Here is a 21,198-nt window from a genome sequence, read left to right on the forward strand (position 1 = left end):
ATCAGATGTCCCCTTTGAGTGTCACGCTCCCAGCGTAATAACGGTACCAGAGGTAGGAGACGAGCATCACCACGATGCCGATACCGATCGACGCGGGCTGCATGAAGGCGATCAGTCCGAAACTCGCGAGCGTCCCCACGGCCGGGACCACCGGGTAGCCCGGCACCCGGTAGCTGGGGGAGTACCACTCGGGATTCCGTCGTCGCAACACGATCAGGGCGACACACATCAGCCCGTACATGATCAGGTGGAGGAACGAGGCAACCTCCGCGAGCAGTTCGACTTGGCCGGTCGCGACGAGGACGAGGATGGGGCCACCGGCGGCGAGTAGCGCGACGTGTGGCGTCCCGTACCGGAGGTTGACCTCGCTCGCTTTGCGCGGGAGCAGTGCATCGCGGCTCAGTGCGTACACCGCTCGCGAAGCGCTGAGAATCGACGCGTTCGCACTCGAGAACGTCGCTAGCAGTCCGGCACCCAGAATCGCGACCGCACCGGGAAGCCCGAGGAACTCACGGGCCACCTCGACCATCGCCGTCTCCCCGAACTGGCCGAGCCGATCGGCTCCGAACGCGCTGGTCGCGACGAAGATTGTCACGACGTAAAAGACGGTGACGACCAGGACCGATCCGACCATCGCCAGCGGGAGATTCCGACCCGGCTGTTTGATCTCGCCCGCGACGGTCGCGACCTGGGCGAACCCCAGATACGACGTGAACACGAGCGCCGCGGTCGTCAACACCGGAAAGTACCCTCTCGAGAAGAACTGCTCCGGAACGGTGCCTCCACCGAACACGCCCACCGCGTCGAGAACACCGTACGAGAGAAAGGCCGTGAGGACCACGAGGAGGATTCCGACCACCACGTTCTGAATCTTCGCGGTGTTCTCCGTGCCGCCGATACTCAATGCCGTCAGTGCGGCACCGAACAGCAGTCCGATCCCGATGACGGGACTGAACGGGAGCGAGACACCGAGTTCGGCGAAGACGGCGCTCGCGTAGTGGCCGAGGCCGACGAGATAGAACGCGGAGGCGAACATCAGGCCCAGCCACAGTCCCAGCCCGACGATCGCCCCGTAGGCCGTTCCCATCCCCCGCGAGATGAAGTAGTAGCCGCCACCGCTCCGGGGCATCGCCGTGGCGAGTTCCGAGGTCGGCAGCGCCACGAGCAACGCGATCAGTCCGCCGATCGCAAAGGAGAGGGTGGCGGCGAGGCCGGCGTTGTTCGCCGCCAGTCCCGGGAAGACGAAGATACCTGCACCGATCATGGTCCCGATCCCGATCGCCAACCCGCCGACAAGCCCGATCGTCCGTTCGAGTTCGACGTCGTCGTCGTGAACGGTCGTCTCGTCGGTGACGGCTTCGGGCTCCGCGACGGGGGTTTCACCGGCGACGTTCTCGCCCGCTGACTCGACGTCGGGTGGCTGTTCGGTCATATCAGGAAGATAGTTTCAGCAGTCGGATAAAATCGCCGACGGTCGTACGGTGTTCTCCACGGGCAACACAGGGCAATGAGAGAGGGTATATACTGACCCGCCGTCGCTCCGAAGATGGTTCGGACGTATCGGGCCGTGTGGGCGGCGCACACACCGAACCGGATGGACAGGCCATTATGCCTGTAACCGAAATGGTGGTTCTAGATCCGTCTCCATGGTCACATTACTCGTCGTCGCCGGCCTACTCGTCGCCGCGTTCGTCGGGTTCACCATCGGCGGCTCCTCGACCGGCGTCGCGTTCGGGCCGGCCGTCGGGAGCAAACTCGTCAGGAAGGCAACCGCGGCAGGGCTCTTCAGCGTGTTCGTGTTCCTGGGCGCGTGGACGGTCGGTCGCAACGTCATCGTGACGATGAGCGAAGGGATCGTACCGGCCGCACAGTTCACTCCGGTGGCCGGTGTCGGCGTCCTGTTTTTCACCGGGGCGTCGCTGCTGGTCTCGAACATCTATGGCGTCCCCGCCTCGACCTCGATGACGGCCGTGGGGGCGATCGTGGGGTTGGGGCTCGCAACGGGATCGCTCAACGAGGCGCTGATGTTCACGATCGTCTCGGCGTGGATCGTCGCCCCACTCATCGGGCTCGCGATCGGTGCGGTCATCGGGCGGTACGTCTATCCCCAACTCGAAGCCCGGCTCTCGTTCACGCGCCTCGAACGACAGTTGATCCAGGTCGACCGCTCGGGCCGTGTTCCGCGCGTCCGGTTCAACAGGAACGCGGCGCCGCGCGATCTCATCGGGTCGGTGCTGGTGTTGGGGATCGCCTGTTACATGGGGTTCAGCGCCGGCGCCTCGAACGCTGCGAACGCAGTCGCCCCGCTCGTCGGCAACCGCGCAGTCACGATCGACCAGGGCGTACTCTTGGCCGTGGCGGCCATCAGCCTCGGCGGGTTCACGATCGCCAGACGCACCCTCGAGACGGTTGGTGACGGCATCACGGACCTCCCCATTCTGGCGGCGCTCATCGTCTCCACCGTGGGTGCGACGATCATCACCATCCTCTCGTATTTCGGCATTCCGGCGAGCCTCGCAGTGAGCACGACCTGTTGTATCATCGGCCTGGGCTGGGGGCGGGCGAGCCGCGTCGTCACGCTCGCGGAACTCGCCACACCGCCGTCCAAGACCGAGCCGGGGCCGAAACTCACCACTGATGCCCTCGCCGCCCCGTCGACCGGGGACGACAGACCAGCGGGGCCGACCGTGGGCGACCTCGCGTCCGGAGCGGTCCCGGAAACGGCCGATCAGCACGACGACCCTCCGTCCGTCCCTCCGATCGGCGAAGAGGACATCGAGGAACTGACCGCCGAGAGCTTGTTCGACCCGGCCGCGACGAGTCGAATCGTCGTCCTCTGGATCCTCACGCCGTCGCTCTCGGTCGTGGGATCGTACCTCCTCTTTGCCCTCGTCCTGTGAACCGCTCGCCCCGCAGAGAGCCGCGTCGCACGGTCGATACCGAGGGCAGTGAGACGGGTCCCGACGAGCGATGCGTCTCTGCCTGTGGATTCGACGGACGAACGTTTAATGCCCACGTGGATGAAGTGGTTGCCATGGTTCTCACCTCCGCCCGTGGAGGGCGTTGAGCGTGGCGGGAGTCGTCTTCTGGGCGCTCGTCGTGCTGGCGACACTCACCAGCCTCGCCACGGCGTGGGCGCTCGGTGCCAACAGTAACTCCCCGCCGTTCGCACCGGCGATCGGTGCCAACGCCATCTCGACGATGCGGGCGGCCTTCCTCATCGGCATCCTGGCTGCGCTCGGCGCACTCACCCAGGGCGGAGCGATCTCCGCGACCATCGGAGCGGGGCTCATCGACGGTGTCCAGATCACGTCGCTGGCGGCGACGGCGGGCCTGCTGACCGCGACCGGGTTCATGGTCTTCGGCGTCTACACCGGCTATCCGGTACCGGCGGCGTTCGCGACGACCGGGGCGATGGTCGGCGTCGGACTCTCGCTGGGCGGCGACCCCGCCATCGACACCTACCGCCGTATCGCGCTCTTCTGGGCGCTCGTCCCCCCGGTCTCGGGCGGGCTCGCCTATCTCACCGCCACCCTTCTCCGACGCGACGACATTCCGGAAACCGTCGGCGTCCCGTTGCTCGCGGCGGTCGTCGGGGGTATCGTCGCCAACGTCCAACTGGGGATCCTCCCCTCGCCGCCCGACGCAACCCAGAGTTCCGTCGCGGGGTTCATCGCCCGACGGATCGAGACGCCGGGGATCGGTGGGATCGACCCGCTAGTGATCCTCGTGACGCTTTTCGCCGCCGCGGCGGGGTTCCAGTTCATCCGCCGACGAACCCAGGCCTCGGCCGAGGTCGGGATCCGGACGTTCCTCGTGATCCTCGGGAGCGTCGTCGCGTTCTCCAGTGGCGGCAGTCAGGTCGGCCTGGCGACCGGACCGCTCGAAAACCTCTACGGGACCGAACTCGGCCTCCCAGGGATCGTCCTGCTGGCGCTCGGCGCGACCGGCATCCTCGCGGGCGCGTGGATGGGCGCGCCGAAACTGCTGCAGGCGACCTCCCGCGAGTACGCACAGTTGGGGGCCAGACGCTCGATCGCTGCACTGGTTCCCGGGTTCATCATCGCCCAACTGGCCATCGCACTGGGGATCCCGATTTCGTTCAACAACATCATCATCTCCGGCGTCATCGGCGGCGGACTCGCCGGCGGCTCGGCGGGCGTCTCACGCCGGAAGATCGGCGTGACCCTGGCGTTCTGGCTCATCACGCTCGTCGCCTCCATCGCGATCGGGTTCGGGCTCTACAGGGCCTTCGCCGCGGTGCTGGGCGGCTGATGAGCGCCGGTTAGCGCACGACGGTCACGGTCACGGGGGCCTCGCCGACGACGCTCGTCGCCACGGTTCCGAGCAGCCGGCGAGCGATATCGCCTCGCTCGCCGCCGTGACCTCCCATCACGACGTGGTCGACGTCGTTGGCGGCGACGTATCCGAGGATGGCCTCGGCCGGGTCGCCGGTTTCCACCGCCGTCTCGATCGTCCGGTCGACCTCGGCTGCCCGTGCCTTCGCTCGTTCGACGACGCGGTCGGCCCGATCGCGTGCGCTCTCGCGGCGATCCTCGCCTGGTTCGAGAACCCCGCCCTCGCTCATCGCCGCGTCGATCGGTGTCACCACGTTCAGGACGGTCACCCGACAGTCGAAGTGTTCGAGCGCCTGCGCGAGTGCCTCGTCCGACAGCGGCGATCCGTCGAGCGGGACGAGGACGTGCGATGGCGCCATAGCACACCTTGGCCCCCATCATACATATCGACGGTGGTCCGTCGACGCGCGGGTGGCGACGATGCGACGCCGACCGACCCCGCGACGTCGGGACACGCCAGACGCCGTCCGCATCACTCGTTTTCGTCGTCCGCAGGGCCCCGTATCTCCGTCTCCTCCGAGAGGTTGAGTTCGGCAACGAGACGAGCGGTCATGACTCGGTCGACGATCGCGAGCAGTTGCCTGTCGTCGGCCGTGTAGTCCGCGAAGATGCCGAGGGGGACTTCGCCACCGTCCATCCCGCGGTGGCCGCCGCCGCTGCCGACATCGGGAAACGCGCCGTCGAGCACGTTACCGATGTGGATCCGCGAATCGGTCGACCGGGCGGAGAGTTGGATGCCGTCCTCGACGATGCCGAATACGATCGCCGTCTCGACGCCCTCCAGTGTCGCGAGGTAGTCGGCCGCCTGGGGCAAGGCGTCACGCTCGCTCGTCCGACCGATCCCCGAGATGAGGACCGACCCCCGCACGGTCCGGTTCGTGATCGCCTCCGCGATCGCATCGACGGTCGCACCGGTGACCGACGGGTTCGAGAGAGTCCGAAGTAACGCGTCGTCCGCGTACTCGTGGAGCCAGCCCGCAGCCTCGTACTCCTCGCTGGTCACGCCGCGGAGGAAGCCGAGCGTCTCGCGACGGATCGCGAACAGGAGGGCCGTCCCCAGGGCGGCGTCCATCTCGGTCGCTCGCGATGGTCGACGAACCGCGCCGCGATGTCGGCGCTCGGGTGGTGGTCGATCACGATGTCGACCGGGGTCCCTTCCGGGACCCGATTGTTCGCCCCCGGAACCGCGTGATCGACGAACGCGAGCAGTGACCCCTCCGCCCGGTCTTGGACGGCTGCGGGCTCGAAGGGTGTCAGGTCGATGTCGAGGAGGTTGACGAACGCCCGGTTCTGCTGGTGCGAGATGTCTCCGCTGTAGAGGATGTGGTGTTCGTCGATGCCGGCAGCTATCGCGATCCGGCCCAGCGCGAACGCGCTCGCGAGACAGTCCGGATCGGGGTTGTTGTGACAGACGATGGAGAGTTTCTCGCCGTTCGCGAGCAGTTCTTCGAGCTCCTGTGCAGGAGGCATACCACACTATTGTGACGAATCTTACAAGCGTCTACTGCCTGGAACGGGCCGCGAGCGTCGGCGGTCGGGGCTCGCATCGCCCATCTGACCGAACGCGTCGCCTTCGAGGAGCCGAGGTACCGGACCGTCGGACGCTGGCGCGAGCGGTCGTGGATGGACTGTCGGCGCAGCGGTGGGCATACCGGATCGAGATGACGGGGCAGTTCTGGAGCGACTCGGATCGTTCACCACGATCCGTCACGCAGTGATGCGACTCGGCCCGGAACCCGCGGCAGTCGAAGCGGATTTCCCCCAACTCGGCGTCAATTCGACCGAGTTCGGAGAGACGTCCTTCGGCGGCGGCTGACGTCGGACGGGACGTGTGCGGGCGAAGGGACGACACGGCACACTTTGCATTCGAAAGTTCAGGACATCGATAGCCGAACCTCCGAAAGCACAACCCAACTGAACGTGGGGCCCGTACGTACGAGTAATGAGTGAGCGAACGAGCCAGATCGATATTCAGGGGATGAGTTGCGCGAACTGTTCGCAAACCATCTCCGACGCCGTCAAGTCACTCGACGGCGTCTCGGAGGCGAACGTCAACTTCGCCACCGACGAGGGATCGATCGCGTACGATCCCGAGGAGGTCTCGCTGGGCGAGATATACGACGTGATCGGAGAAGCAGGCTACTCACCAGTGACCGAGTCGGTCACGATTGGGGTCACCGACATGTCGTGTGCGAACTGCTCTGAGACGATCCAGGACGCACTCGAACGGACACCGGGCGTCGTCGACGCAGACGCCAACTTCGCGACCGACGAAGCACAGGTGACGTACAATCCGGCCGAGGCGACCCCGGGGGAGTTCTACGACGCCATCGAAGACGCAGGCTACTCGCCCGTCCGCGAGGACGCCGAGACCGACGACGGCCCGGAGGGCGATGCCCGGGAGACTGCCCGACAGGACGAGATCCGTCGGCAACTCCGGCTGACACTGTTCGGCGCCGTACTGTCGCTACCCCTCCTGGTGTTCATGGCCGCCCACCTACTGTCGCTCGGCCTCGTCGGAGACGAACTCTTCGGCATTCCGTCCGGCTGGGTCGCGTTCGCGCTGGCGACGCCCGTCCAGGTGGTGCTCGGCCGACCGTTCTACCGGAACTCCTACACGGCGCTCGTCACCAACGGCCGCGCCAACATGGACGTCCTGATCGCGCTGGGCTCGACGACCGCGTACGTCTACTCCGTGGCGGTCCTGCTGGGGTTAATCGCCGGCGGGCTCTACTTCGATACGGCAGCGTTCATCCTCGTTTTCATCACGCTCGGAAACTACCTCGAGGCCCGTTCGAAGGGTCAGGCCGGCGAGGCACTCCGGAAACTCCTCGAGATGGAGGCCGATACGGCCACCATCGTCGACGCGGATGGCAACGAGAAAGAGGTATCTCTCGACGACGTCCAGGTCGGCGACCGGATGAAGGTCCGCCCCGGCGAGCGGATCCCGACCGACGGCGTCGTCGTCGACGGCCAGTCGGCGGTCGACGAGTCGATGGTGACCGGCGAGTCCGTCCCCGTGGAGAAAGCGGCGGGCGACGAGGTGGTCGGGTCGACGATCAACGAGAACGGCGTCCTCGTCGTCGAGGCGACGAAGGTCGGGACGGACACGGCACTCCAGCAGATCGTACGGACGGTGAAAGAAGCGCAGTCCCGCCAGCCCGACATCCAGAACCTCGCGGACCGCATCTCCGCGTACTTCGTCCCCGCAGTCATCGCGAACGCCGTCCTCTGGAGCGTCGTCTGGTACCTCTTCCCTGCAACCCTCGCGGGATTCGTCGACGCGCTCCCGCTGTGGGGCCTCGTCGCCGGTGGCCCCGTCGCCGGCGGCGTCTCGGTCTTCGAGTTCGCGGTCATCGTGTTCGCCTCGTCGGTGCTGATCGCCTGTCCCTGTGCGCTGGGCTTGGCGACGCCCGCCGCGACGATGGTCGGGACGACCCTCGGTGCCCAGAACGGCGTCCTATTCAAGGGCGGTGACGTCCTCGAACGCGCCAAAGACGTCGACACCGTCGTCTTCGACAAGACGGGGACGCTGACGAAAGGCGAGATGGAACTCACCGACGTGATCGTGTTCGATGACGACGAGCCGCCGGTCGCCGACGGTGGTGGCTCCGTTACCGATGGAGGCCAGCTGACCGTCAGCGAGCGGTTCAGCGAGGAGGACGTGCTTCGGTTCGCGGCCACCGCCGAGAGCGCCAGCGAACACCCCCTCGCCCGGGCGATCGTGGAGGGGGCCGAAGCCCGCGGCATCGACGTGACCGACCCCGACGACTTCGAGAACGTTCCCGGCCAAGGCGTCAAAGCGGCCGTCGACGCCGAGTTCGGCGGAGGTCCGTCGGACTGGCCCGACGGTGGCGTCGAGATACTGGTCGGCAACCGGACCTTCCTGCGTGAGAACGGGATCGACCCCGCGCCCGCCGAGGAGACGATGGAGCGCCTCGAACGCGAGGGCAAGACCGCGATGCTGGTCGGGGTGCGCGGCGTGGAGAGCGAGCACCGCGCGGCGAGCGATGCCCAACCGGGATCGGCGGGCGAACTCGTGGGCGTGGTCGCGAACGCCGACACGGTCAAGGAGAGTGCGAAAGACGCCATCGACCAACTGCAGGAGCGCGGCGCCGACGTGATGATGATCACCGGCGACAACGAGCGCACCGCCCGCGCCGTCGCCGAACGGGTCGGGATCGCCCCCGAGAACGTCCGTGCGGGAGTGCTTCCAGAGGACAAGTCGGCCGCCGTGGAAGCCATTCAGGACGGTGGTGAGCGATCCGCGTCGGACCGGCGCCTCCACGGTGGTCGAAAGGTGATGATGGTGGGCGACGGCGTCAACGACGCCCCCGCGCTCGCGGTCGCCTACGTCGGTACGGCCATCGGGTCGGGCACGGACGTCGCCATCGAGGCCGCGGACGTCACCCTGATGCGTGACGACCCGGTGGACGTCGTGAAGGCGATCCGCATCTCGGACGCGACGCTCACGAAGATCAAGCAGAACCTCGTGTGGGCGCTCGGCTACAACACGGCGATGATCCCGCTGGCCTCGCTCGGCCTGCTCCAGCCCGTGCTCGCCGCCGGCGCGATGGCGTTCTCGTCGGTGTCGGTGCTGTCGAACAGCCTGCTGTTCCGTCGGTACACCCCCGATCACGACTACACGCTGCTCGACCGCTTCCGCTGAACGCCTCTCACTTCGACGGCATCTCCCACACGACCGACGGTGTCTCGTACATCGGGTGGTGACACAGTCCGCGTCGACGACTCCCTGGATGACGCGCTGACCAGCCGCTCTTTCGCGACGAGGCCGGCATCGACGTCGACGGATCCAGGGGACCGTCCGTGGTTGAACTCCTCTTTATCGGAATTGGAGCGATTTGTGAGGGGACCACTCTCGATACATAGACGTTTTCAGCGACACTCATCCAAACAACACTCGTCTCCGCTGGACTGATTCTGATTTTTGCGTTCTCTTATGCTCGATCCCGAACAACAGATGTATGACGGAATCACTCGCGGCGTCAAGACCTCCGTGGGGAGCGAGCGGAATCCGACTGTCCCATATCGAGAAGCACCTCGATCGGACTGAAAATCGAGACCGGTCGTCTCAGTGCATAGACAACGGAGTGTAGATGAGTCCTGCCCATCCCCCTTATGGAGACATCACGATCTCGAACCGTGCCCCGCCATCGGGCCCATCCGTCACAGACACCGTCCACCCGTGGGCCTCCACGATCCGTTTTGCGATGGTTAGTCCGAAGCCGGTGCCATCACTCATCAAAGAGTGGCCCGGTTCGAAAATCTCGTCACGCCTGTCTACGGGAATCCCTGACCCATCGTCTTCGACGTAGATGGTGTCTTCATCGACACGCCCAACACGAACGGTCACGTCCGTGCCACCGTGTTCGACAGCGTTTCGGAGCAGGTTCTCGAAGACGTGTTGTAACCGGTCGCGGTCGCCCTGGAAGGTCACTTCATCAGCTATCTCGAGGGTCGCCTCGTCCGTGTCTACCATTCCCCAACAGTTCCCGACGAGATCGATCAAACTGACCGACTCCGTTTCGTCTATCGTGTCACCCTGCCGGGCGAGCGTCAACGTGTCCATGACGATGGCCTCCATCCGGTCGAGCGCTTGTACGAGTGGACCGAGGTGTTCGCTTTCCGTTTGTTCATCGAGGATCGTTGCGCGGCCCTGTGCGACGTTGAGCGGATTGCGAACGTCGTGTGAGATGACACTTGCAAACTCGTCGAGGCGCTCGTTTTGACGACGGAGCTGTCGCGCCCGCTCAACGCGTTCGGTGACGTTTCGGGTGATTCCCACGAGACGGGATATTTCCCCGTCAGTAGTAACTGGCGCGAGGTTCGTCTGCCAGATGCGTGCTTCTTCGTCGATTTCTAGCTCCTCCTGATACGAGATCGGCTCACCAGCCTTGACACAGCGGTGATAGTTCGCTTCCAGTTCCACTCCCCGTTCCGCACCGAACACCTCGCGTGGTGTCCGTCCACGAACCTGTTCGGTGGTGATTCCAGTCTGTCGCTCGTATGCCGGACTGAGGCGGTCGAACCGGAACGTGATGTCGCCCGACGCGTCGACGTCGATGAAGAAAATCGCGTCGTCTGCATTGTTTAGAAGGGCTTTGTACTCTCTGGCGAGTTCTTGCAGTTCGTGTTCCTGTCCTTTCCGCTCGGTGATATCCCGGCTGTTGAGTAGAATGCCGTCGATGACAGGGTCGTCGAGCCGATTCCGCATTGTTGCCTCGATCCAGCACCAGGTGCCATCGGCGTGTTTGAATCGGACTTCGACGGTCCGGGATTCGTTCGGGGTTTCCACAACCGCCTCGACCGCGTCGGCGTTTCGCTCCCGGTCGTCAGGATGTACGTATTCGTATCCGGTACTCCCGACTATTTCCTCCGGATCGTAGCCGAGAACTCGGGTGACTGCGGGGCTTACGTACGTTATCGTTCCGTCTGTGTCGATGATCGTGGCGACATCGTTGGACTCTTCGACGAGCCTCCGATACCGCTCTGCCCGATTCTTTCTCCGTTTTTTCGAAGTCTCAGCGTCTTCCATTGGTGTCTCTTGGTGTGGAGGGTATAATAATGCCCAATATCAGCTATCCGGTATTCTCCACTCACGCATCAAAACTCATAGACTGCGCGGACTGTGCCCCTCGGATGATATAGATCCGACACACCGAGGATACCTCCGGCTGAGACGCCGAAATCAAACCGCGACGGCGACCCTCGAGACGGCCGGTTGCGACTGGTCATCTCGATACGTCCGATCGAATTCGACGGTTGGACGCCAATCGTTTTCCCCCACACTTCCCTCCACTGAGTCGTACCGATCGCCGGGTGCGTCACCGGCCGTGTGTACAGACAGTCACGTATGCCACTCGCTCAACTCCTCGAACAGTACGTCAGTCTCGGGATTCTCGTTCTCGCTGCAGGCCTGAGTATACTCAGTTTCCTCGCGTGGCGACGGGAACGTGATAGTCGTATGCGAACCGTCACACTCGGGTACGCGATGTTCGCCGCCTACGGGCTCATCGTGTTTCTCGAATACCCGTTGCTTCCGTATTTTCCGTACGCCACCCTCGAATTGCTCGAACACGGGAGTGCAATGCTCATCCTCGGTGGGCTCTTGACCTTCTTTATCACTTTGACGCGAGACTGAGCAATGTCGGACCCGGACCTCGAACTGGCCTCTCGACGAGAAATCTACCAGCGGATAGCCGACACGCCGGGCGTTCACTTTCGCGCGCTGCTCGACGAACTCGAGTACGCCCAAGGGACGCTCCAGTACCACCTCCGGTGGCTCGCCGACGAGGAGGTCATCGAGGTCTCGGACGACGGCAAGTACACGCGATACTATCCGGCTACCGAGTTCGACGAAGTCGATCGAGTCGTGATGAACGCATTGCGACGGGAGTACAGTCGCCGCATCCTCGCACATCTTCTTATGGACGGTCCGCTCTCGACAACCGAGCTCAGCGACCGCTTGGACAAGGCACAGTCGACAGCCTCGTGGCACCTCTCGAAACTCGCCGAGGCCGACCTCGTCACCAAGGAGCGCGACGGCCGGAGTGTCGTCTACGAGGTCAGCGACCCTGACCGGGTCAAATACCTCTACACGATTCACCAGCGCTCGTTCACTGACAAAGTCGTCGACCGTCTCTTGGGCCTCTGGGACAGCTACTAGCCCGAGGTGGCGCTCGACGGAATTCCCCGATTGCGGCCGCGTGAATCGTCCCGAAGACGAATCCGGCGTACGCGAACGAGTGGCCCCCACGGGCGCTGGAAGCGTTTTGCGTCAGTAAAGCCCAACACGCCACGACGAGCATCAGCAGTGCGCCCGCGCCGGAACCTGTCCGGTGACGACGAACCACGCGACGAGGACGCCGAGCCCGGCGTGTAGCAACGTGACGATCATCGCGAACGCGGAGGGTTCGACATGGATGCGTTGGGCGGCCTCGTGGAGCACACCGAACGCCTCCGTGTTGTAGGGGATGCCTGTGAGTACGGCCAGGTACAGCAACCGGTATGTGACGCGCGCGGCACCGCGGTCAAGGAGCCAGACGAGTTGCGACATTACGATGCTCCCGTCGTTTCGACGACATCGGGACAGCCATCCGCGTCCTGAAACCCGTTCGTCGTTTCCGGTCGTGTCGGACACTTTTCGTCGGGGTCGTTGATCGCGTCCCCATCGTAATCGGCGGGTGCCCGTCTCGTCGAAACGGTCCGATCGACGAGGTCGCTTTGCTGCTTTTCGGTCGCTTGGGTAGCACGCACGTCCCCGATCTGCAAGATGACAGGAACGGCCGCCACTATAGTAGCCTTTGTAAGTATTCGCACACCGGATCGCACGCAGTCTGGCGATCAGGTGTGCAAACAGTTCCAAACGCTACGATAGAACGACGATAGCCACGATGGTGATTCTTGCTTAGGTGTCCAGGACATGCCTCTCAAACTCGTCTGTCGTATGATACACTCCCTCGTGGATAATGATCGCTTCCAGCCCCTCCCACTCCGACGCAAGCGTCGTCGTTAGGGCGTCAACCTTCATGCAATCTCGACACGCGACGACGGTGACCGACTCGTGACGCGAGCCGAGCGACACGGTGGTCGCGTCGTAGATGTGATCCGTGCCGTTTCGCGACCGTCGGTATCCACCGGATGTTGCGACGTGCCAGTCCGTGTCCAGTATCTTCAGCGGCGTGTCGTCGCCGTATGGGCTCTCGATGGCGACCGGACCCGTAGGCGGGCACATGTCGCCACCTCCGCCGACGAACCCGCATCGACCAACACCTCCGAGTGCCTCGCTGGCCCGGTCGACGATGTATCCTTTCGCCAGACCATTGAGGTCGAGTTCGACGTCTTCAGTGACGTGAGACCCACTGATTCGGACGGTTCCGGTATCGAACCTCGTTGGAGGTGCTTCACCGTCACCGCGCAGGAACGTTTTGGGATCCTGTTCGACGCATCCCTGATCGATATCAAACACTCCCCCGGTTCGGTCGTTGTATTCGAGTCCCCGACAGACGATACGTGCGGCGTGGTCGTTCGCTACCTTGCCTTCGCGGTTGAGGTAGCTGACGGCACTCGCCGCGTCGAAGGCGTTCAGCCGTACTTCCATCGACCAAATATTACGATTCAATCCGATGAGATGGTGTTCAGATACGGGTGAAGAGTGAAACGGTCCGGGTTTTGAGTGCCGATGCACGAAGTCGCACGCTTCGGCGACAGTAGCGACCGCTTCGAGTTAGCATCTGTGGAGCGAGCCACGACTCTCGAACCGGTGATGAAGCTCAACATTAGACTTCGTTTGGCCAAACTATCATTTTTTAATTATATATTGATTATGCATATTTTGGGCATCGATCGGGCCGCTCCACCGTACACACCCGGGTACAGAAGGCTGATCCGCAGCCGACCGGTGGTGCCGATCAGAATTGCGTTGCGGTCGATGAGGTCGTACTTCAACCCGGCGTTGAGCAATATTGGCTGTACGACACCGTCGTTACCGACACCAAGCCTGCTTGACGTACGGTCCATTTTCGACGGACACAGCCGTCGACCGGAATATTCCTGTCTGAACGCCGCGAGCAACCTCTCGTCGACGAGCGACCTTTGGCCGTGGTTGCAGGCGGCCTGCCACCGCTTCGAACTTCGATTTCAGCATGTCACACACGAAATCGGAATGCTGCCGAACATATACTTGAAAAAGTAAAAGTACAAAACTAACATTATTCATATATTTTTGATCACGCCGGACCGAGTACCGCTGTAAATTGGGTACAAGCGTTTGTCGTCGCATGAAATCAGCCAATCTGATCCCGACCCCATAGAGAGCGGTAGGCCGAGAGGGGGTGTGCCGAATCCGAGTCCGGTGGCGTCTCGGACGGGATTGTGTCCCTGCGGAGTGCCGAGGATCAGGAGCCGATTTTAAACTCCTCCTTCCGAAATCGAAGTGAACGTACGGGCTGACCCTGGTATCGACGAATAGTACGGTCGCGTCCGACCGGACTGAAGCGCACGTACTCGGCGGCCCGAGAGCGGGAAAAGTCTATGTGAATGGTATACAAGAACTCGAAGTATGAGTGGCCGTCCAGACATCGTTCGGCCCGGCGAGGCCAACGACGAAGTGGTCAGTGATCTGCTTGCAGAAGCGAAGAGTGGGTGGTATGGTGATGCAGCGTTTTTCCGCGCGATGGCACACGTCCCGCCAGTATTCAAGCGTATCGTTGACACGTTTGAGGCGTTCGGTCAGGGAAAGCACATCGATCCGGCGCTCTTCGAACTGATGCGACTGAAGATTGCGGAGTGCCACCAGTGTGCGTACTGTGCGACGGTCCGGACGCTCGAAGTCCGCGACGAGATCGCCGACAAGGAAGACCACGTGTTCGGCACAATTGACGAGGAGGGACTGACGAGAAGGGAGTATCTCGCGGTTCGTCTCGCACAACAACTCTCGGAGGATCCCCACAGAATCACGGAGGAGCATTTCGTGGAACTTCGGGACGAATACACCGAATCGGAAGTCATCGAGCTACTGTTGTTCGGTAGTCTCGAAGTGGGACTGGATCGTTTCTGTATTGCGCTCGAACTCCAGACGACCGGTGACGGACCCTATCCGGACGATATTTCGTATCCCCTGGGGGATGATCGGACGGAGCATTAGTGACTGCCACCCTACCGAAGATCCAGTTCACGGACGGACGAAGCTTCCACGACCGGTCCAGATCCGAAACGTGCGTTTGGACTGGAATTTTTCGCCGTCGGACTCCGCCGGCAGCCGATTTCTACCGACAGTAAATTTATGACTGGGCAATCTGTTGTCACAGACGACCTTCCAGCTATGAGTCAAGTCAACACGATTGCCAACGTCACCGACGAGGTCGACGGTGACGAGGCTGTCGATCAAAATATCTCCGCGGGTATCGCACTCGCCGACGTGTTACGGACGACGCTCGGGCCAAACGGTCGTGATAAGATGTTGGTCGGCGATGGACAGGTCGTTCTGACGAACGACGGTGCGAGTATCGTGGATCGGATCGATATCGAGTCACCGGCCGCGAAACTCGTTTCCGAGGTTGCGCACTCGCAAGGCGGTGACATCGGGGATGGAGCAACCTCCGCGATCGTGTTGTCGGGGGCCCTTCTTCGCGAAGCGAACGAACTGCTGGAAGACGGATTCCATCCGACGACCATCGTAAACGGCTACGGGGAGGCGGCCACACGAGCCAGGAACCGGTTGCCCGAACTCGCGACGTGGGAAAACCACGACGACGAGACGCGTCGGCGGATCGTCGAGACGTCGATAACCGGACGCTGGGATGCCGAACGCACTGCCTTCTTAGCTGATCTCGCTGTTCGAGGATATCAGGCGGCGCGAAGCACCGACGGCCCGCGACTGGAGAACGTGACGATTCACGGAATCGCAGGCGGTGGAACGGCCGATTCGAAGCTACTGGACGGACTCGTCATCGATACCGACCGATCCTCGACGTCCGTCTCCGATGTTCCAGCACCACTCCCGCGACGTGTCGAAGACGCCAATGTCGCGGTCGTCGACGACGAACTGACTATACAGAGTCCGGAGTCGACACCGCAACTTTCCGTCGAGGATACCGACGCACTTCGGCGACTTCAAGCGTTCGAGACAGGTGAGTACGAACGATACGTTGACACGCTCACGACCCACAATATCGACGTACTGTTCTGTCAGAAGTCGATCGACGACCGACTCAAGGCTCTCCTGGCACAAGCCGGTATCCTCGCGTTTGAACGGACTCGGCAAGACGAAGTCCACAAACTCGAGCGTGCGACGGGTGCCTCGCCGATCATGCGACCCGGAGAACTCAACGTGGGCGCAGTCGGTCACGCTCACGTCGTCGAACGACGGACACTCGGGGCCTCGGAGTTCACCCTCGTCCGAGATTCGGCATCGACACAGGTTTCGTTGCTCCTTCGTGGCGGGACCGACCATGTCGTCGATGAAACCGAGCGGATCGTTGTCGACGCTATCGACCTGCTCGCATCGTTCGATGCTCGCGCCGGTGTGGTGCCTGGCGGCGGGGCGACCGAAGTGGCACTTGCGGCGGATCTGCGTACCTGGAGCCGCAGCATCGGTGATCGGACACAGATCGTCGTCGACGCCGTTGCCGATGCCCTGGAGACGATCCCACGCACGCTCGCTCGGAACGCCGGACACGACCCCATCGACACGCTGTTGGAGCTTCGACATCGCCACGACGATGGGGATGCGACCGCGGGTCTCGATGTCAACACAGGAGACGTGGCGGATATGTACTCTCGTGGAATCGTCGCCCCGGTCCGTCTCAACGAGCGTTTGATCGCGAACGCGACCGAGGCCGTGACGTCCATTCTCCGGATCGACGGCATCATTCACGTCGACGAGCCGGTTCACGAGGACGGAGACGACCACGACCATCAGCATGCCATCAGCGGTGGATTCCAGAGTGACTCACACGGTTATCCCTGGGCGATCGGGCACTGAGAGCTGCATCGTTCACCCTGACGAACACGATTTTTGGCCGATGACTTCGGGCCCAGTCCTCCCACCGTTCTTGTACTCGGACAGACCGATCGCGTGTATCCACCACGGACGTTCAAGAACGGATCGATGGCTCGGCGACCGGGTGAAGAATAGATAGGCGGCCGGCCGACTACGACGGCCGTGCCGCTGTCCCACGTGATTTGCTTTTGATATCTCCTAATCGGTCCGGATCGATGTCGAAGTTGAAGGCCGCTTGTGGCACGGACACCGTAACACAGGTGTTGGGTAGGTCGACAACGCCGGCCAGGCGACTCTCGACCGGGATGGTACTCAGTGAGAGGTACGCCTGTTCTCCGGTGTAGCCGAAGTTCTTCAGATAGTCGATGGCATCGAGACAGGCCCGACGCATACCGACGTTGGCGTTCTTGTAGTGTTGTGTTCCGTCCTCGTCGACCGAGTAGCCTTCGAAGGTGATGTACTCGGAGAAGTCCGGTTCGACGTTACCGGGTTTGAAGATTGCGTGATCGAGACCGAACTTCTCCATGCCACCCTTGATCACATCGACGCGGAAGTCGATCCAGCCGGCCATCTCGATGGCGCCACAGAACGTAATCTCGCCGTCACCCTGCGAGAAGTGGATGTCGCCGGTGATGAAGTTCGCCCCGTCGACGAACACCGGGAGGTACACACGCGAACCGCGGCTGAGGTTCTTGATGTCACAGTTCCCCGCATTTTCGCGGGGCGGAATGGTGCGAGCGGCCTCAGTTTTTGCCTCCTCGACTTCCTCGTCGTCCATCGAGCCGAGCATGACGTTCTCGGGTTCGGGTGGGAGTGCAAGGGGCGGTTCTTCCTCGCGGGTTTCGTGGTTGACCGCCGTTTCCGCGTCTGGCCCGTCGTCAATGAGTTTCTGCTCGCGCCGGTTCCATTCCTCGAGGAGTTCGTGTGACGGCGCGGTGCCGAGAATGCCCGGATGTGTGAGGCCGGCGAACTCGACGCCCGGAATGTGCCGGGACTTGGTGTACACACCGTCGAGATCCCAGATCGATTTCCGGGCTTCCGGGAAGTGGTCCGTAAGGAAGCCGCCACCGTTATCCAGTTCGAAGATCCCCGTGAATCCCCACTCGTGATCCGGGAACGCTCCGATGTCGAGGATATCGACGACGAGTAGGTCACCAGGTTCGGCGCCCTCGACCTCTATCGGACCGCTCAGGTGATGATTCGGTGTCAGGTCCATATCGCGGATATCGTTGGCGCTATCGTCGTTGTTAACCTGACCACCGGTCCAATCCAGACACTCGACACGGAACTTCTCTCCCGGCTGAACAGTTGAAGCGGGTGGCGTGTCCGGGTGCCAACGGTTGACGATCGGATCCGGTTGCTCTTCTGGCGGCGCATCCGTATCTACCTCGAAGACGGTTTCTGGCATGCTCCGGTCAGACAACTATGATAATCCATTATATATTTTGCGACGAATAATCATGATTAACTCACCGGAGCTCCCGCAGTTTTACCACCGGTGCGTTCGTCCCTTCGTATCATGCCCGAGGAACGTTCCGACATCGAAGACGGCGTCGAACTGTATGTGAGCGCCTGGAAGTTGTTTCGTGACCAACCGTTCGACGCCAGCGGACTCGCCAAGCGGCTGATCGAACGCGACGAGTACGAACTGGTGGCTGATGAGCGGGAACCGGAGGCCTCACTCGACGAACTCGTACATTACGGGCTACTGGAACGGACCGATTCCGGATACCGGATCGCTGTCGAACCGAATGCCGCTGCCGACGAGTTACAGGGGACCGAATCCTTGCGAACTGCGGCGGTCGACCGTCTGATTCGATCGGCACTCGTCCGAACCAGCGAGAGATCGGACTCGGGTGAGTCGCTCTCGTTCGAGGGGGAGTCGTACACAGTCGTCGAACTTTCTCCCGGAACGACGGTGGCCGATGGGATCGAGTGCGTTACCGAGGCTGTGACCGAGGACGAGAGACGAGGCGTGGCCATCACGACAGCCGGCACGAACGCGGCTCAAGCACAGCAAATCGCCGATAGACTCACCGAACGACAGTGGGAGAAAGCAGGGACCGACGTAGTCGGGGGGGACTCGTCGGAATCGGAACTCACCTTTCGCCTGTTTCTCGATCGCTCTAGTCGCAGTTGAAAGTCAGTATCCACCCGATCGTACGCGATCTTGCCATGGAGTGGACGAACAGTTTCAAACGCGATTGCTGTGTCACCGACTCGGACAATCGTTATTGTCGAACTGCCGGCCACGGTCGCTCGCGCTCCAAGTGGAATTCGCGCTGGGACGTTCATATCGGAAAATTATAAATATCGGATAGTCATGGTTAGATATGTGATGTCACACCAGACTACAACAGCGGTCAGTAACCGAACCGGTTGGAGGGAGACAAATGCCACTGTATGAAATTCTGGGGATGGGACTCCTGTTTGTCGGAGGAGTCCTCTTCGTCAACGGACTGTGGCTTCTCGGATATGGGGGCGATCGGGACGTCGCGGTATTTAATTTCCTCACAGGGCTGATAACGTTCTTGATCGTCCTCTGGTGGGCCTTCGGCGGCGATGCGTCCGACGGTACGCCGTTCAACGCAGCGGGAACGATGTTGTTTTCGTTCACGTATCTCTGGATCGGCGCAAACGCGATCCGTGGTGTCGAAGACCAGCGTTCCTTCGGCTGGTACTGCTTTTTCGTCGCGTTGACCGCTGCACCGACTGGCTATCTGGTCTTGCTCACCGGCGATATCGGACTCACCGCACTGTGGTGGGTGTGGGCCGTACTCTGGGCTTCGTTCTTCGTTCTCCTTGGACTCCAGCGTGATGATCTCACCGTTCCAGTCGGCTGGTTCACCGCAGCAACCGGTGTCGCTACCGCCGTCGGTGGCTATCTGATGGCTTCCGGTTTCTGGCCCTGGGCATAAGATAACTTATATTTCCAAATTGTTAAGTAGATATACTATGCACATTGTCGTGGGTGACCATCACCCACGATCCCAATGCCCGAAGTAAAATTCGAAGTCGACGTGGACAGTCCACCCGACGAACAGCCCGGAGCCAATCCGTTCAACCGCTGGCATCCCGACATTCCCGCCGTGGTCGAAGTCGACGACGGCGAGACCGCCCGTCTCGAAGCGCTGGACTGGACCGGCGGCCAGATCACCGACAACGACGACCCGAACGAGGTTCGGGACGTCGACCTGAGCCAGGTTCACTACCTGGCCGGGCCGGTTCACGTCAACGGCGCCGAACCTGGCGACCTCCTGAAAGTCGAGTTCCTCGACATGGGACCGCTCAACGGCCGCGCCGAGTGGGGGTTCACCGGTACCTTCTCACAGCAGAACGGCGGCGGCTTCCTCACCGACCACTTCTCGAACGCCGCCAAATCTATCTGGGATGTCGACGGCTACACGGTGTCCTCCCGACACATCCCCGACGTGCGCTACGAGGGGAAGATTCACCCCGGACTGGCAGGGTGCGCGCCCAGTCAGGAACTCCTCGAGGAGTGGAACGAACGCGAACAGGCACTCATCGACAAGTTCGAGGAGGACCCCGAATCGATCCCGAACCACCCGACCGGCGAACACGAACCCGGGGTGGCGAATCCGCCGACGCTCGAGGGCGCCCAGATGGGGGAGATGGATTCCGAGGCCGCCGAGGAAGCCGCCGAGGAGGCCGCTCGAACCGTTCCACCCCGCGAACACGGCGGCAACCACGACATCAAGGACCTCTCGATCGGATCGACCGTCTACTTCCCCGTCTACGTCGAGGGCGGCAAGTTCGGGGTCGGCGACTTCCACGCCTCACAGGGCGACGGCGAAGTCACCTTCTGTGGCGCCATCGAGATGCCCGGCTACGTCGACTGCAAGTTCGAAGTGGTCAAAAACGGCATGGAAGAGCACGGCGTCACCCACCCCATCTTCGAACCGGGACACCGCGGCCCCAACTTCGAGGACTACGTCACGTTCTGTGGCTACTCGGTCACCGAGGACGGCGAACAGAAGTACATCGACTCACATACGGCCTACCGCCGGGCGTGTCTGCAGGCCATCGACTACCTGAAGAAGTTCGGGTACACGGGCCAGCAAGCCCTCCACATCCTCGGCACCGTACCCATCGAAGGCCGCCAGAGCGGCGTCGTCGACGTCCCCAACGCGTGCTCGACGCTCGCACTCCCGACCGGCGCCTTCGAGTTCGACCTCTCACCGGGCAGCCTCGGCAACGCCGAGGACCGCGGCAACCTCGTCGTCACCGACGAACCGCTCGGGTAGAGCGGTAGACGGCATCTCTCTTTTTGCCACTCGAGGGACGGACAGTCCGTGA

Annotated in this window: 17 protein-coding genes and 2 pseudogenes; 12 read left to right on the plus strand and 7 right to left on the minus strand. The window is 62.3% G+C overall.

Annotation, left to right across the window (positions count from 1 at the left end; translation table 11 throughout):
* Nucleotide 1 precedes the first annotated feature (1 nt).
* Nucleotides 2-1,432: an APC family permease gene (locus NBT82_RS06130; RefSeq protein WP_251330672.1), complete on the minus strand. Its 1,431-nt coding sequence runs from the start codon at nucleotides 1,430-1,432 to the stop codon at nucleotides 2-4.
* A gap of 214 nt (nucleotides 1,433-1,646) precedes the next feature.
* Here NBT82_RS06130 and NBT82_RS06135 point away from each other — a divergent pair, with 214 nt between their 5' ends.
* Together NBT82_RS06135 and NBT82_RS06140 are read left to right on the plus strand one after the other, a co-directional pair.
* Complete coding sequence (locus NBT82_RS06135) at nucleotides 1,647-2,900, plus strand: inorganic phosphate transporter (RefSeq protein ID WP_251330673.1); 1,254 nt, start codon at nucleotides 1,647-1,649, stop codon at nucleotides 2,898-2,900.
* Nucleotides 2,901-3,069: 169 nt separating this feature from the next.
* Nucleotides 3,070-4,275, plus strand: coding sequence for an inorganic phosphate transporter (locus NBT82_RS06140; protein WP_251330674.1), 1,206 nt, complete (start codon nucleotides 3,070-3,072; stop codon nucleotides 4,273-4,275).
* Between the two features lie 10 nt (nucleotides 4,276-4,285).
* On the opposite strand, the gene NBT82_RS06145 is transcribed toward NBT82_RS06140, so the two are convergent.
* Nucleotides 4,286-4,717: a universal stress protein gene (locus NBT82_RS06145; protein ID WP_251330675.1), complete on the minus strand. Its 432-nt coding sequence runs from the start codon at nucleotides 4,715-4,717 to the stop codon at nucleotides 4,286-4,288.
* Nucleotides 4,718-4,830: 113 nt separating this feature from the next.
* Nucleotides 4,831-5,828 (minus strand): annotated as a pseudogene (locus tag NBT82_RS06150) (DHH family phosphoesterase).
* Nucleotides 5,829-6,000: 172 nt separating this feature from the next.
* Between NBT82_RS06150 and NBT82_RS06155 the strand changes: the two are divergent.
* Nucleotides 6,001-6,174, plus strand: a complete 174-nt coding sequence (locus NBT82_RS06155) for a hypothetical protein (RefSeq protein ID WP_251330676.1) — start codon at nucleotides 6,001-6,003, stop codon at nucleotides 6,172-6,174.
* 126 nt (nucleotides 6,175-6,300) lie between these two features.
* The gene (locus NBT82_RS06160) at nucleotides 6,301-9,027 is read left to right on the plus strand and encodes a heavy metal translocating P-type ATPase (RefSeq protein WP_251330677.1); all 2,727 of its coding nucleotides are present in this window, start codon (nucleotides 6,301-6,303) and stop codon (nucleotides 9,025-9,027) included.
* A gap of 468 nt (nucleotides 9,028-9,495) precedes the next feature.
* Here the strand turns inward: NBT82_RS06160 and NBT82_RS06165 are convergent, their stop codons facing one another.
* Entirely contained in the window at nucleotides 9,496-10,914 is a 1,419-nt protein-coding gene (locus NBT82_RS06165; RefSeq protein ID WP_251330678.1) for a PAS domain S-box protein, read from the minus strand.
* 429 nt (nucleotides 10,915-11,343) lie between these two features.
* Between NBT82_RS06165 and NBT82_RS06170 the strand changes: the two genes are divergently transcribed.
* Nucleotides 11,344-11,520 (plus strand): hypothetical protein, encoded by a 177-nt coding sequence (locus NBT82_RS06170; protein ID WP_251330679.1) that lies wholly within the window; start codon nucleotides 11,344-11,346, stop codon nucleotides 11,518-11,520.
* 3 nt (nucleotides 11,521-11,523) lie between these two features.
* On the plus strand, nucleotides 11,524-12,045 hold the full coding sequence (locus NBT82_RS06175) for a winged helix-turn-helix transcriptional regulator (protein ID WP_251330680.1): 522 nt from the start codon (nucleotides 11,524-11,526) through the stop codon (nucleotides 12,043-12,045).
* Nucleotides 12,046-12,186: 141 nt separating this feature from the next.
* Here NBT82_RS06175 and NBT82_RS06180 read toward each other — a convergent pair whose 3' ends face one another.
* Both NBT82_RS06180 and NBT82_RS06185 read right to left on the minus strand, forming a co-directional pair.
* Complete coding sequence (locus NBT82_RS06180) at nucleotides 12,187-12,435, minus strand: hypothetical protein (RefSeq protein WP_251330681.1); 249 nt, start codon at nucleotides 12,433-12,435, stop codon at nucleotides 12,187-12,189.
* Nucleotides 12,436-12,786: 351 nt separating this feature from the next.
* Nucleotides 12,787-13,479 carry an FAD:protein FMN transferase gene (locus tag NBT82_RS06185; protein ID WP_251330682.1) on the minus strand — a complete coding sequence of 231 codons (693 nt, stop codon included), beginning with the start codon at nucleotides 13,477-13,479 and terminating at the stop codon, nucleotides 12,787-12,789.
* Between the two features lie 81 nt (nucleotides 13,480-13,560).
* Here NBT82_RS06185 and NBT82_RS06190 point away from each other — a divergent pair.
* The 3 genes and pseudogenes from NBT82_RS06190 (at nucleotide 13,561) to thsA (ending at nucleotide 16,863) form a co-directional block, all read left to right on the plus strand.
* A pseudogene (locus NBT82_RS06190) lies at nucleotides 13,561-14,162 on the plus strand (transposase domain-containing protein).
* Between the two features lie 277 nt (nucleotides 14,163-14,439).
* A complete protein-coding gene (locus NBT82_RS06195; protein WP_251330683.1) occupies nucleotides 14,440-15,024 on the plus strand; it encodes a carboxymuconolactone decarboxylase family protein in 585 nt (194 codons plus the stop codon).
* Between the two features lie 177 nt (nucleotides 15,025-15,201).
* Nucleotides 15,202-16,863, plus strand: coding sequence for a thermosome subunit alpha (thsA, locus tag NBT82_RS06200; protein WP_251330684.1), 1,662 nt, complete (start codon nucleotides 15,202-15,204; stop codon nucleotides 16,861-16,863).
* A gap of 169 nt (nucleotides 16,864-17,032) precedes the next feature.
* Here the strand turns inward: thsA and fmdA (NBT82_RS06205) are convergent, their stop codons facing one another.
* Nucleotides 17,033-18,289 carry a formamidase gene (gene fmdA / locus NBT82_RS06205; protein ID WP_251330685.1) on the minus strand — a complete coding sequence of 419 codons (1,257 nt, stop codon included), beginning with the start codon at nucleotides 18,287-18,289 and terminating at the stop codon, nucleotides 17,033-17,035.
* Between the two features lie 111 nt (nucleotides 18,290-18,400).
* On the opposite strand from fmdA (NBT82_RS06205), the gene NBT82_RS06210 reads away from it, so the two are divergent.
* The 3 genes from NBT82_RS06210 (at nucleotide 18,401) to fmdA (NBT82_RS06220) (ending at nucleotide 21,146) form a co-directional block, all read left to right on the plus strand.
* The gene (locus NBT82_RS06210; protein ID WP_251330686.1) at nucleotides 18,401-19,021 is read left to right on the plus strand and encodes a hypothetical protein; all 621 of its coding nucleotides are present in this window, start codon (nucleotides 18,401-18,403) and stop codon (nucleotides 19,019-19,021) included.
* A 253-nt stretch (nucleotides 19,022-19,274) separates the two neighbouring features.
* Nucleotides 19,275-19,799, plus strand: coding sequence for an AmiS/UreI family transporter (locus NBT82_RS06215; protein ID WP_251330687.1), 525 nt, complete (start codon nucleotides 19,275-19,277; stop codon nucleotides 19,797-19,799).
* Nucleotides 19,800-19,874: 75 nt separating this feature from the next.
* Nucleotides 19,875-21,146 carry a formamidase gene (fmdA, locus tag NBT82_RS06220; protein ID WP_251330688.1) on the plus strand — a complete coding sequence of 424 codons (1,272 nt, stop codon included), beginning with the start codon at nucleotides 19,875-19,877 and terminating at the stop codon, nucleotides 21,144-21,146.
* The last annotated feature ends 52 nt before the right edge of the window (nucleotides 21,147-21,198 follow it).

This window comes from Haloplanus sp. HW8-1 (genome assembly GCF_023703795.1).
GTDB classification, from domain to species: Archaea; Halobacteriota; Halobacteria; order Halobacteriales; family Haloferacaceae; genus Haloplanus; species Haloplanus pelagicus.